Source organism: Lactococcus lactis (genome assembly GCF_029023865.1).
GTDB lineage: Bacteria > Bacillota > Bacilli > Lactobacillales > Streptococcaceae > Lactococcus > Lactococcus lactis.
Map to the genome: position 1 here is coordinate 1,961,864 of NZ_CP118969.1, position 13,652 is coordinate 1,975,515.

Here is a 13,652-nt window from a genome sequence, read left to right on the forward strand (position 1 = left end):
TAATGATTTGATATCAATACACGCATTAAAGACTATTGCAAAATTGGTGTTTGCTATGATTATTTTTTTATGCTATAATTTCTCAATCTTAAAATAGGAGAATGTAAGATGAAATACTTTGTACGCCTTGCTACAGAGCAAGATAAACCCGCAGTTGCTAAATTCTATGATAATTCTTTACCATTGATTGATGAAAAACAAACGAGTTGGATAAAAAATATTTATCCCTCAATTGATACAGCTCTAAAAGCAATTGACTTATCTCAGCTCTTTGTTTGTTATGATTCAAATGATATTGTTTCAGGGACTGTGATTCTAAATAATCAATCAGATAAAGAGTATGAAAATATTACCTGGAGCACTCCAGAGCTTGATCCTAATCAAATATTGGTAATCCATACTTTAATTATAGATCCTAAAAAATTAAATCAAGGAATTGCAAGTGCCATGATCAACTTTATTAAAGATTTTGGCAAAAGTAATAGTATGGTAACTATTAGATTAGATACTAATTTTAAAAATACACCTGCACAGAAACTTTATGAAAAACATCAATTTGTATTTCGCGGGAGAACCAATCTCAAGAGCTTTGCTAACAAAGGATGGGACGATTGCGTATTTTATGAATTTTGTATTAAATAATTAAAAATATAAAAATAAGTAAAAACCACTATTTTTTTAGTGGTTTTTTATTTTATAAATTTTCTTTTTTAACAATATTTTTTAATTTATTTTAAATTCTACCCATTAAATTTTATTATGATTTCTTTAAATTCATTGCTACAAAGAGGACCAGTAATATTTGCATATTTGAACTGATTAAATATCTTTCTTAAAAATTGGAGTTTTCCTAAAACTTACATCAATTATTCTTAAATATTTTTATCTTCTGGTGTTTGTGGTCGTTTGCTTCAATATTTAAGTCACCATTACTATATTCAAAATTTTGATAGATATTTTTTAAATAATGAATCAAATACAGAACTTCTTTGCCCTTCTCTAAATCTAACTATAGCAGAAAATAATCTCTTTTTTTGGGGGAAGGAACAAACTGAGATATTTTTTATCTTTTTACTATTTTTTCTGATATTATCCATTGATTAATGGTTTTTTTTAGAGTATAATATCAGATAAACAGATGTTTTGTATTAAATATGTTACTGAAGGGGAGAGATGGATAAACATAAATTAAATAACTTTTTTGACTACTCACTTGAACCTAGCAGAGCTATCCTTTTTGAAGATGTCAAATCAAATTACGCTTCTATTGAGTGCGTTCAACGAAATCTTAACCCTTTGACAACTTCTCTTTGCGTCATGAGTCGTGCAGATAACACTAAAGGTTTAACGCTTGCCTCTAGTCCTACTTTTAAAAAAGTCTTTGGAATGAAAAACATAAGTCGTGCCAGTGATTTACCCTTTATTATTGAAACAAGGAAATTCAATTTCCCACAATGGTATCGAACACATACGGATATTTACGGACAACGGACTGAACCAACTTTGCAGCATGTCGCTTTCATCGAATCCTGGGCAAAACGAACATGGCTTGTTCCGCCTCAAATGCAGCTCTATGTAGATTATAAAATCAAAGTTACTGAAATTCTAACCAATTACACATCAATTGAAGAAATTCACTCTTACTCAATTGATGAATCATTTTTAGATATCACAGAATCTCTTAACTTCTTCTATCCTGATATTAGAAACCGATATGAGCAAATGAATCTGATTGCTTTAGATTTACAACGTGAGATTTTGGATAAGTTAGGGCTTTATGTAACTGTAGGGATGGGTGATAATCCTCTACTTGCAAAACTTGCCATGGATAACTATACCAAACATAATCAGAATATGAGAGCATTAATACGGTATGAAGATGTGCCTAGTAAACTCTGGACTCTTCCTAAGATGACTGACTTCTGGGGAATTGGAAAACGAACTGAGAAACGTTTGAACAAGTTAGGAATCAGTTCTATTAAAGAGCTTGCAAATGCTGACCCTCTTCTCCTTAAACAAAAATTAGGCACAATTGGACTCCAACATTTTTTCCATGCAAATGGAATTGATGAAAGTAATGTAAGGGAAAAATATATTCCTAAATCTTCTAGCTTCAGCAATTCTCAAATTCTACCTCGTGACTACCATAAACAAAAAGAAATAGAACTTGTGATTAAAGAAATGGCTGAAAACTTAGCGATAAGGCTAAGAAAGGGAGGAAGAATGGCAAGCAATCTTTCACTTTATGTGGGTGCTGCAGAAAGCTCTGAACACTCTTCTATTAAAATTTCACGCAATATTGAAGCAACACAAAATACAAAGGAACTGCAAGACCTCGCAATTCGTTTATTTCGTGAAAAATATCAAGGTGGAGCAGTAAGGCAAATAGGAATAAGTGGCAATCAACTCTCTGATAATTCGGTCAAACAACTTTCTTTATTTGAAACTGTTGAAGAAAATCAATCCAACGAAAAGCAGGAATCCCTTCAAAAAGCCATTGACGAAATCAGAGAAAAATTCGATTTTCTATCCATTCAAAAAGCAAGTAGTTTATCCGAAGGTTCACGTGTGATTTATCGAAATAAACTTATTGGAGGTCATGCAGCAAGTCAAAATAAGGAGGATAAAGATGTCAGTTGACCGTTCTTATAGTTCCTATGAAGTCATTCGAGCATATCAGGATAGAGGAATGATGAAATGGGGATCATTTGCGACCGGAGAGTTGACCGAGGCCCAAAATGCATTTGTTAAAGAGCAAAATAGTGATAAAATCTTACAACCTTTATCACATCACATTATACTTCATCTTCTCAACCAGTCATTTACTAATCAAGTACAAGTCAAAATTAAATATCAATCTAAGGATAAAATAACTGAAGTTTTTGGTTTTGTATCAGAATTTATCAATAATCAAGTTAGAATAAAATCCACAGATAAAATTCACCTCATATCTATCGAAAAAATTATAAATATTTCATAATTAATGAAAAAAGCATGTTATGTCCAAACATGCTTTTTTATTACTATAGCTTCTTTGAATACAATAATTTCATAAATAAGAATAATTTTTAATATTTATTCAGATGACATCTCATGATATAATTGTTTAAAGAATAAGTTCAAAAGGAGAAGATTTATGGAATATCAACTAAGTTCAACATCAATGGCACCACTAGTGGAGATTAGTCTTGACAATAATGAAGAGATTCAAATTGAGTCTGGAGCGATGGTCTATCATAACGCTGCTGTTAAACTTGAAGGAAAAATGAACAGCAATGGAAAAGGAGGACTTGGAGGTGCTTTAAAAGCTCTTGGTCGTTCAATTACAAGTGGAGAAAGTTTCTTTATTACTAAGGCAAGCGCAATAGGTGCAAATGGTAAAATTTCGCTTGCTCCTGCTAGCCTTGGTTCAATCAAGGAAATTCTTGTCGGTCAAGAACAGTGGAATCTTAACACAGGGGCATTCCTCGTTAGTGAGGGTGGTGTCCATTACATAATGGAACGTCAAAAATTAGATGGAGCATTATTTGGAGGAACTGGTGGTCTTTTTGTGATGAAAACACAGGGCAGCGGAAAGATGTTAATCAGCGGTTACGGGGATATTGTAGAAATAGCTCTTGATGGAACAGAAGATTTTGTAGTTGATAATCAACATGTTTTAGCATGGACTGAATCTTTGAGTTATTCAATTGAAGTTGCTTCCGGAACATTTGGTTTTAAGACAGGAGAAGGGTTAGTTAATAAATTTCGAGGTAAGGGAAAAATCCTGATTCAAAGTAGAAATGTTGAAGCCCTCGCACAGTCAATCATTCCATTCATACCAAGTAAAGGATAAATAAAAAGTCACTAAACTTTAGTGGCTTTTTATTTTATAAATTTCCTTATTTTTCAATAATATCTTGTTGTTTTATGTATTTTAAATTTTGCACACTATTTTCACACTAAATTTTATTTTAGTTTCTATCGTATATTGCTACACTAACATTCAGTAATAATTCTATATCTTAAATTGGTTTTGAACATTCTTTAGTTATTCTAATACATTCAAATCTTTTTATTTATTGAAATGCCACGAACTGAAATATCATTATATAAACTAAAATATAAATAAAAACAAAATTTCTGGCACTTGATTATCTTAAGCTTGTATTTCTAATAATACTGTGATTTTCGTAGAGACCGAAAAGCCAAAGCTTTGGAACCTCTTGGACTTTTAAATATCGACGGAAATCTAAGTTCAATTGGGTATAAAAGCATAGTCAAATTTCGGACTAACTTACTCTGTTTTAAACTTCGAAATAGAACCATTTTATGGCTTCATAGTGGGAAAGAGGAGCACATCTCTAATAGTTGTTGTATTAGTTAAGAGCATAACAAGTCGGTCAATCCCAATCCCTAATCCTCCAGTAGGGGGCATTCCATACTCTAAAGCCTCTACATAATCATAATCTATACCAGTCGCTTCTTCATCACCTAATTCTTTATCTCTTGCTTGATTTTTAAATCTTTCTAACTGATCTATCGGATCATTCAATTCAGAATATGCATTAGCATATTCATGCCCACCGATAAACAATTCGAATCTCTCAGTAAACCTTGGATCTTCTTTACTCATTTTAGCAAGAGGTGTTATTTCTTTTGGGTGGCCAAAAATAAACGTGGGTTGAATCAAAGTTTCCTCAACAAATTTTTCAAAGAATTCATTAATGATATGCCCAATTGTAAAATGTCTTTGTACCTCAATACCATGATTAACAGCAATATTTACTGCCTCTTCAAAGGTCATCTGTTTTCTAAAATCGATCCCTATTTTTTCTTTTATTGCATCAACCATATGTAATCTTTTAAAATTCTTAGATAAATCTATTGAGGTTTTCTTTCCTGATAACTCTACCTCAACTACTGTACTTGAAGCAACGGATAATGCTGCACTTTTAAAAATACCTTCTGTTAAATTCATAATATCTCTAAGATCAGAATAAGCTTCATAACATTCTAACATGGTAAATTCAGGATTATGAGTATTATCCATCCCCTCATTACGAAAGTCTCTTCCTATTTCATATACTTTTTCCATTCCACCAACAATTAACCTCTTCAAATGCAACTCCGTAGCAATTCGAAGTGTCATATCTATATCTAAAGCATTATGATGAGTAGTAAATGGTTTTGCTGAAGCGCCGCCAGCTTGATTTTCCAAAACTGGAGTTTCTACTTCGAGGTATCCTCTATCATCCAAATACTTTCTCACTGAGCTGATAATATTGCTTCTCATCCTAAAGCGTTCTAAACTTTCATGATTAGAAATCAAATCTAAGTAGCGTTTACGATAACGAGTTTCTGTATCAGTGAGGCCGTGCCATTTTTCAGGAAGTGGGCGCAAAGCTTTTGATAGATGCGTTAAACGAGTAGCTTTAACAGTGACTTCACCAGTGTCAGTTTTCATAACGTCGCCTTCAACACCTAGAATGTCTCCCAAATCCGATTTTTTAAAAATATCGTAATTTTCCTCACCCACAATATCTTTACGCACGTAAATCTGGATTTGCCCCTCTCGGTCTTGAAGGTTGGCAAAGCCAACTTTACCTTTGCCACGCTTGGTCATCATACGCCCAGCAATCATTGCTGTTAAAGCTTTTGCTTCCAAATCTTCTTTACTGTCTGCGTCGAAATTTTGATGTAATTCTCCTGAATCTGTCGTGCGTATAAACTTTTTCCCAAAAGGACTAATCCCCTTTTCACGCAACTCTTCCATCTTTTCACGCCTAACTTTCATTTGGTCATTCAACTCGATGCTTACTGTCATTATAAATCTCCTTTGCTCCTTGCTTTATGTTTTTTCTTTATATAGTACTTTTTTAGATCTAACATACTCAAAAAATTTTTTATAATAATACCACTTTTCAGATCCTGTTGCAAAGCTCCTCATAATTCTCTAATTAAGTATAAAATATAGGAATAATAGCAAGGGATACAAATGAAGCTGAGTTATGGTAATCTTAGTTCTATTCTTTATATTCTTTAACTTGTCTATGCAATATTTTGTTCGTTAACCATATTTGAATATTTCAAGACAAAAATTATAAAATAGTTATACATTCTCCATATGATTTTATAACTTGGTAAACAAGTTTATCATAGCGAGGGTGTCTTTTTGTTTTCTTAAAAGTGACTTTTATATATAATTTCTCCTTATCCTTCTGATAACCTGCTTAAAAATGGTTTCATTTTTAATACTAGTAATGAAACAATTCCAACGAATATAGAACTCAAAATAAATGATGAATAGTATCCAAATTTTTCAGACATGAAGGTTAATATGATTATAGAGAAAGGTCTCAGTGAGTAGGTAGATACTCTAAAAAAACTATTAACTCTTCCTAATATATTTGCAGGAACTATCCGTTGAATCAAAGTGTTCTGAATAATATAGAACATTATTCCAAAAAAACTTGTAGTTATTAAAGCTAATGGAATAATAAAAGGAAGTTTTATTAGTAATAAAACTATTCCAATATTATTTGCAAGCAGTGCCATTATATAAATTTTTCCTTCATCAATTTTTAATTTATTAACATAAATACTTCCTAGAAAGGTAGCAAAGGAAGCTAACATAAATACCATACTAACAGACGAATTCGAAAATTTATAAATGCTCCTCATTGTATAAATTAAAATATTAACTAGACCATTATCTGCTAATGCCGAAAACGCACTGATAATCATTAAATTAATTAATAATTTACTCTCTTTTACATACTTTATTCCGCTTATTAGCTCTCTCCAAACATCCTCAGTTTTGGTTTCTACAGTATTGATTTTATTGTTTATAAATCCATCTTTAGCTTGAAAATCAAAGACCACATAATATAAAATGGTTACAACAAGTGCAAATACTGAAGAAAATAGAATTAAACTGTCAACTCCGGTAACTGCAATTAGTGCTGTTGCTATAACTGGACCACCAAAATCACCTATTGTAGAGATTAAAGAAATCTGTGAATTACCCTTCTTTAAATCTCGAAATATTATCGGAGTCAATTTGAAGGTTGAGTTACGAATAATCTGAGATGTCCCTGATATTAGAATCGCTACCAGATAAACAATTTGGTAAGTTCCAAAGTATTGAATATTCCACCAAAAAAATAAAAGAGTTATAAACTGCACTATCTCAGATACAATTAGTATTTTTTTTAAATTAAATCTATCAACTGTATACCCGATGAAGGGAAATAGGATCAGAGCGGTTACAGCTTCAAAAATTGTTGTAATTCCCATATTTACGAGTGATTTTGAATAATCATTGACGTTAAGTCAAGTTTTTAGAGTAACAAACGTAGAATTTTAATCTATTTATTTTAAGCACTTACCTTTTCAAATTGATTAGGTGTAAGATACCCTAAACTTTGATGGATTCGTTTTGAATTATAAAAGGCTTCGATGTACCAGAAAATACTCTGATAGGCTTCTTCAAAGTTCTTATATTTAAATTGATACACCCACTCTCTTTTTAAATGTCCATGCCAAGATTCAAGACTGGCATTATGATAAGGGTATCCCCTTCGACTGAAAGAGTGAGTCATCCCATAATACTTAAGCTACTCTTCATACTCTAGACTCGTATACTGGCTTCCTTGGTCAGAATGAAGAATAACAGCTTCTGGATAGTCTTGTGATTTAATGGCCTTATTTAAAGTTCTTTGCACTAATTCTACAGTCATTCGCTTGCCCAAATCCCAAGCAATGACTTTTTTAGTATAACGATCCATAATGGTTGAGAGATAAGCCCATCCTTGTTGAGTAGGAATATAAGTAATGTCGGTTGACCAAACCTTATTTTTCTTTGTAGGTTCAGTCTGTATGAGATTTTTTCGATTGATGTGATCACTTAGTGAGTATCCAGGCTTAAATTTCTTAATGACTACAGACTTGAGTTGAAGTTGCTTCATTAGCTTCTGTACCATTTTTAACCCGACTTTTTCCCCTTGTTTAAATAGAAGATGATGAATTTTAGGAGCACCATAGATTCCTCGGTTAGCATTGAAGAGTTGAGAAATTTTGAGTGACAGGTATTGTCTCCTTAATTGAGTTTTAGATGGATGTCGGTTAATTCGTTCATAATAACTTGATTCAGGAACATCAAGGAGTTGACAGCTTAGTCTGACATTGAGTGCTAAAGTTTGTATGGTTAGAGCCATATCCGCAGCACTCACTTCTTTTTCTCGGCGAATATGGTCAATACTTTTTTTAAGATGTCTCGTTCTTCCTTAACTTTAGCCAGTTGTCTTTTTAATTCTAGAAAATCAGCTTTAGAGACGGAGCTTTCATTAGATTTAGAGTAGAGGTCTATCCATTTATAAATTGTTGCAGGGGCCACGTCGTATTCTTTAGACAGCTGGGTGACGGATTGACCAGAATGATAGAAGGCGATAAGGGTTTCTTTAAATTCTTTTGAGTAGCGTTTTTGCATGTTTTTGTCCTTTGTCTAAATTATACAATAGTGACTCTAAGATTTAAGGATAACATCAATTCATCTTATTTCCTTACAAAAAGTGAAATAACTTTTTTAGAAAACTACCTTTATAATCTTAAAGAATGGGGACAATATGATATAGCAATTTTGGGACAATGTGCACAATTTTTAGATTTTATTCATCTTATAGAACTATCCGATCGAATGATCAATCCTTCACAAAATTCCATCAACATTCCCTATGTAAAGCAAGCTATAATTCAAACTGTTCTTAATATAATTAATATTTTTGTAGATGCAGGGTTATACACTCCAGCTAGAAAATTTATAAAATATCTTGAAAACATTAAAATTAACGATAACTATATGTTTGAAAAATTTACTTTAGTCTATAATACTGCACGCTATAATTATAAGATAGGCGACGAAGGTGCACTTGCTGTAATGAATGATTGTCGAAAATCCTTAGAATTCTGTAAATGCTTTAATACTTCAAATTGGATAGCCGAAGAAATAATCAGGATAAAAGATCAGAACTCAAAGAACAATTAACAAACTTTATCAAAGTAGTTAGCTCTATTCCAAAGTTTCCAAAATGAGTAGACTAACGTCAAATAGTTATACATAAAATGAGCTATATTTGGATTATAAAATTGAAGTTACGGATATTCTGACCAATTATACATCTATTGGTGAACCTTTTTTGACCATCACAGAACTTCTTAACCTCTTATATCCTAGTATTCAAACTAATATGAACAAATAAATCTTATTGCTTTAGATTTGAAACGTGAGGTTTTGAATAAGTTAAGCCTTTATGTAACTGTAGGGATGGCGACAATCCTCATTTTTCAATGGTATCTTGTTGTTTTATGTATTTTAAATTTTGCCCACTAAATTTTATTTTAGTTTCTATAATGCATTGTTATAAAGGAATCCAGTAATATTTCCATATCTAAAATATAGTTGAGCGATTACTTTTCCTTTCCCAGTTTTACCTTCTAAACCTTAGAAGATTCTTCACTAATTTCTTTCCCTATAATATAAAAAGATAGAGCAATATTTTTCTTGCTCTATCTTTTTATATTGTTAATTATTTTTTACTTTGTTTCCGCAATTTGTAGAACTGGTTTCTTTGAACTATAAGTGCTTAAGTTCTTAGCGAATGCTAGCAAAAGGGGATTAGTGTTATGTTTTTCGATCGCTTCCTGTGATTCCCAATTTTCTATCATCACAAATTCTAGCTGATTATCCGTAGATTCATAAAGAGAGTATTCCAGACATCCTTCATCCTTTTTGGAAGCTGAAATCAGACCTTCTATCTCTTTTAAGAATTGAGATTTTTTATCTTCTTTAATATAAAATTTAGCATTTACAATAATCATAATTTTTATTCCTTTTTATTTATTAATGTTTATTTTTCAATTTTTGGAAAAATAAATACTTGACGAGTCAATGATTGATAAGTCATATAATAAAATATTTTACTTGTTTTTGCAAATATTTTAGATTACACAGAATAAAAATTTATATGATTTCTTTATTTTTTCATTTAAATAAAAAGAACTGCCTTTAATGACAGTTTTTAAGTACTATTATAAAATTAGATATGATTAAATTTCCATAAAAGCATAATAGTTACCCGAAGGGCTTTGGAAATTAAATGCTTTTTTCCCGTTAGCATCCATCAAGTCGCTTGTTGTAGGAGTAATTTTCTTTAATTTTTCATTCATCTCTTCTATATTATCTACTGTGAATAGTAATGAAGGTTTATCATTCGCAACTTCGGGTGAGACTTTTTTTATAAACTCGATATCCCAAATTTGTAAAAAAGCATTGCCATCTGATAGCGGTGCAATTACAACTGAATCTGAGTTTTCCATCTTATGTCTTTCAATTTCTAAAAAACCGATTGACCTGAAAAAATCTACTTCTTTTTCTACTTCTTTTACATAAAGATTTACACAGATATTAAAAGCCATATTTATTTTCCTTTTTTCCTTTAACACTATCATTATATCGCTAAAATATTTAATCTATCCACTAACTTCTTTTAGCTCCCTAGCTTACAAATTCTTTATCTAGATAAGGAAAATAGAAATTAGTTTTCTAAGCTTTGTAGCTCTTTTAATGCAGGTTTTGGTATTTCTTTCTCTTGGACCTCATTCCAGTTTGTTACACCTTTATGCTTGTTATAAGTCAGTTCTAAATAGGCTTGGTTTCTTAAATTATGACTAGCCATAAACTTTACTAACTTTTTATCTCCTTTTGAATTGAAAGAATCAAGTTTGTAGTGATAAATTACCATTGGTGTATGATCATCAGCAGTCGTCTCTTCCCGCTCACCATTAACTAATATTTGAACATAGTAACTTTCCCCACCATAATTCATTTTATAATATGTATATCCAGAAGCGATTATCATAACCATAATAGCTAACAATCCTACTAATACTTTCTTCACAATATATTCTCCTTTATTTTATACCCTTATTATATCAAGGAGCTGGATTAATAAGCTTACAATTTTGAAAGCATACGAATGTTGTTTTATATAAGAATAAAAAGGAAATTACTAAAATTATGGGCCTTTATGATTGAGAACTTAGTCTACAAGCCCTTTTTACCAATAAAAGGAACAAACTTCGGGGTAGTTTTTGCATATTCTTTAAAATCTTCACGATTCTTATATTTTTTTTCAAGAATTGGTACACCAGATACAAATAAAAGGAGACTAGTAATCAATAGTGGACTAATAACCAACCAAAGCGTTGATAAAGTCGTCAAAGAGATTAAGAATATTCCCCACCAACACATTGACTCGCCAAAATAATTAGGATGTCGTGTTAGTGACCACAGGCCACTAGTCAATAGTTTTCCTTTATTTTGGGGTAGTTTTTTAAAGACTTCTAACTGACGATCTCCAAAAACTTCAAAGATAAAGCCAAATATCCAAATTATTATACCTAAAATTTGCCACCAATAAAATTGAGAATTAACATTTGAATTGACTTGAATAATTGGGAGTGAAATAATGATTAACAAAAGATATTGCACCATAAATACCGTTAGAAAAGCTTTCAATTTTGGAAAATTATTGCCCCACCTTTTACGCATATTTGTATAGCGATAATCCTCGGGTTTATTCCAATTTCGTCTTCCTAAATGAATTGCTAAACGTACTCCCCATAATATGACTAATACTAAGATTAGGCTATTTTGAATCGTAATTCTCGGAGAAAATAAATAAGAGACCACAGCTGTAAGAACAAATCCTCCGCCCCAAGCAATATCTATCAATCCGTAATTCTTCTTAGATGTCGCAATAAGAAACCAACAGATGAAATAAAGTAATAAAGTTACCAAAACGGCTATATAATTCATTTGACCTCCTTTAATAGTCCGGCAATTGCTAAACTTCCAATCCCTGCAGAAATTCCAATTGCTGCTGAACTGTCTATAATTTCACAGTTTTTAGTAGTTTTTTCTTTCAATAGTTCATTTATCTTTAAGGCTGATTCTTTGGATAAAACATGTGTCAAAGCTAATTCTTCGATTTGTCCTTCTTTTGACAATAGGTTAATTTTTTTCAAAATTTTATCCATACTCTTATTTTGACTAAAAGAAGCACCAATCAGCTTTCCGTTTCCTCTTTTATCAAGACTAATAATTGGATGCATTGAAAGTTTTTGTGCGGTTTCTCCCAAAATTTTTGGAATTCTTCCCGAATTTATCATTGGCGATAAATCTTCTACTGCCACATAAATAAATATCCGGTCAGTTATTTTTTCTGTTTCATTAAGTACTGATTCAATAGAACGCTCTTCACTAATCAATTTGGCAACTTGTTTAACTAGTAGTCCTTGAGCCACTGAATTTAATTTGGAATCTATAAGATGTACTCGGTTTTCTAAGGATTTCTTTGCTGTAATTCTTTGGTTGAGAAGTTGATAAGTGCCACTTAGTTTTGAAGAAACTGAAATCACGATGATATGTTCATATTTTCCTTCTAAAAAGGAGAAAAGCGAATCAACAGATTGAATGCTTGGTTGAGAAGTTGTCATTTTTAAATTCTTATTATACTTTTCTGAAAAAATTTGAGGATTGATTGTAAGTTTATCTAAAAAGGCTTGCTCACCTACTGAAACATTCAAAGGTAAAACAAAAATTTGATTTTCAAGTATAAAATCAGCAGATAGATCGGCAACAGAATCTGTGACAATAGCAATGGATGATTTTCTATTTTGTGATATTTCATATTGTAATTGCATATCATCAACTTTTTGATAGATAATTGTTCCTGTTTTTTCTAACAGTGCTAATATATTTTCCGGATGGTTAGTATGGATATGAATCTTTATTTGTTTTTTATTTCCAGCAATAACTAAAGAATCTCCCCATTTCCTTAGTGATTCTTTTAAGTCCTTTTCTTGTTTTAGGGGTTCTTTGATAATAAATTCTGAACAATACCTATTTTTAGGTGCTTCAGATATAAAGTGTTCTTTAATATCTTCTGTATTTAATTCTTTTATGCTGGGGATAAGTCCTTCTTGTATCTTACTTACTTTTTCTCCACAGTAAGCGTCAGTAAAACCAGATATAAAGTAGTAAAAACCCTTCGCTCCAGAGTCAACGAGTTTATTCTTTTTTAAAATTAACATCTGAAATTGTGTTTCCTTAAGAGCTTTCCAAGCTTCTCCTTTTGCTTCTAGCAAGGCTTTTTCAAAAGATGTACTTTCTTTAAAAGTAATCAGTAATACTTCTGCCCATCTTTTCATAACTGATAAAATCGTTCCTTCTTTGGGCTCAATCAAAGAATCATAGGCGCTCTTTACTGCTCTGTTGAAAGCTAAAACAAGTATCTCTAAGTTAGTTTCATATACACTATAATAATCTGAAACGGCATTTAAGTACTGGGCAAAAATAATTCCAGAATTTCCCCGAGCCCCAATGAGTGCTGCCGAAGCTACTTCATCAAATAAAAGGTTCGTTGAATAATTATTATTAGATAAATTATCAATAATGGTTTGCATTAAAGATGCTAAATTACTCCCTGTATCCCCATCGGCAACTGGAAATACATTTATTTTGTTTAGTTCATCCTTTCCGTTAATAACCTTTTGCGCTCCTGCTATGATACTTTCTAGTAGACGGTCTTCAGATTTTACCTTTTCCATTC

At 31.5% G+C, this 13,652-nt stretch carries 11 protein-coding genes and 2 pseudogenes; 5 read left to right on the top strand and 8 right to left on the bottom strand.

The genetic code is table 11. From position 1 onward, the window contains the following. Positions 1-108 precede the first annotated feature (108 nt). The 4 genes from PYW37_RS09690 (at position 109) to PYW37_RS09705 (ending at position 3,835) form a co-directional block, all read left to right on the top strand. Entirely contained in the window at positions 109-642 is a 534-nt protein-coding gene (locus PYW37_RS09690; RefSeq protein WP_023189525.1) for a GNAT family N-acetyltransferase, read from the top strand. 531 nt (positions 643-1,173) lie between these two features. Further along, entirely contained in the window at positions 1,174-2,640 is a 1,467-nt protein-coding gene (locus tag PYW37_RS09695; RefSeq protein ID WP_025017232.1) for a Y-family DNA polymerase, read from the top strand. Next, on the top strand, positions 2,600-2,980 hold the full coding sequence (locus PYW37_RS09700; RefSeq protein ID WP_012897301.1) for a hypothetical protein: 381 nt from the start codon (positions 2,600-2,602) through the stop codon (positions 2,978-2,980). The genes PYW37_RS09695 and PYW37_RS09700 overlap by 41 nt, the downstream gene beginning before the upstream one ends. Positions 2,981-3,136: 156 nt before the next feature. Further along, positions 3,137-3,835 carry a TIGR00266 family protein gene (locus tag PYW37_RS09705; protein WP_025017231.1) on the top strand — a complete coding sequence of 233 codons (699 nt, stop codon included), beginning with the start codon at positions 3,137-3,139 and terminating at the stop codon, positions 3,833-3,835. Positions 3,836-4,309: 474 nt separating this feature from the next. On the opposite strand, the gene lysS is transcribed toward PYW37_RS09705, so the two are convergent. The 3 genes and pseudogenes from lysS to PYW37_RS09720 form a co-directional block, all read right to left on the bottom strand. Then, a complete protein-coding gene (gene lysS / locus PYW37_RS09710; protein ID WP_023189521.1) occupies positions 4,310-5,806 on the bottom strand; it encodes a lysine--tRNA ligase in 1,497 nt (498 codons plus the stop codon). Positions 5,807-6,192: 386 nt separating this feature from the next. Next, positions 6,193-7,284 (bottom strand): annotated as a pseudogene (locus tag PYW37_RS09715) (MFS transporter); the annotation flags it as partial. A gap of 74 nt (positions 7,285-7,358) precedes the next feature. Beyond that, positions 7,359-8,470 (bottom strand): annotated as a pseudogene (locus PYW37_RS09720) (IS3-like element IS981 family transposase). 30 nt (positions 8,471-8,500) lie between these two features. Between PYW37_RS09720 and PYW37_RS09725 the strand changes: the two are divergent. Further along, positions 8,501-9,025 (top strand): Rgg family transcriptional regulator, encoded by a 525-nt coding sequence (locus PYW37_RS09725; protein WP_160321463.1) that lies wholly within the window; start codon positions 8,501-8,503, stop codon positions 9,023-9,025. 548 nt (positions 9,026-9,573) lie between these two features. On the opposite strand, the gene PYW37_RS09730 is transcribed toward PYW37_RS09725, so the two are convergent. The 5 genes from PYW37_RS09730 to PYW37_RS09750 all read right to left on the bottom strand — a co-directional run bounded on the left by PYW37_RS09730 (position 9,574) and on the right by PYW37_RS09750 (position 13,650). Continuing rightward, entirely contained in the window at positions 9,574-9,858 is a 285-nt protein-coding gene (locus PYW37_RS09730) for a putative quinol monooxygenase (RefSeq protein ID WP_003130528.1), read from the bottom strand. Between the two features lie 228 nt (positions 9,859-10,086). Then, the gene (locus tag PYW37_RS09735; protein ID WP_021723158.1) at positions 10,087-10,455 is read right to left on the bottom strand and encodes a VOC family protein; all 369 of its coding nucleotides are present in this window, start codon (positions 10,453-10,455) and stop codon (positions 10,087-10,089) included. Between the two features lie 119 nt (positions 10,456-10,574). Further along, complete coding sequence (locus PYW37_RS09740) at positions 10,575-10,937, bottom strand: YxeA family protein (protein ID WP_010905449.1); 363 nt, start codon at positions 10,935-10,937, stop codon at positions 10,575-10,577. Between the two features lie 146 nt (positions 10,938-11,083). After that, complete coding sequence (locus tag PYW37_RS09745; RefSeq protein WP_010905448.1) at positions 11,084-11,857, bottom strand: DUF1295 domain-containing protein; 774 nt, start codon at positions 11,855-11,857, stop codon at positions 11,084-11,086. Beyond that, complete coding sequence (locus PYW37_RS09750; RefSeq protein ID WP_025017169.1) at positions 11,854-13,650, bottom strand: DAK2 domain-containing protein; 1,797 nt, start codon at positions 13,648-13,650, stop codon at positions 11,854-11,856. Before PYW37_RS09750 ends, PYW37_RS09745 begins: the two co-directional genes overlap by 4 nt. Between the last annotated feature and the right edge of the window lie 2 nt (positions 13,651-13,652).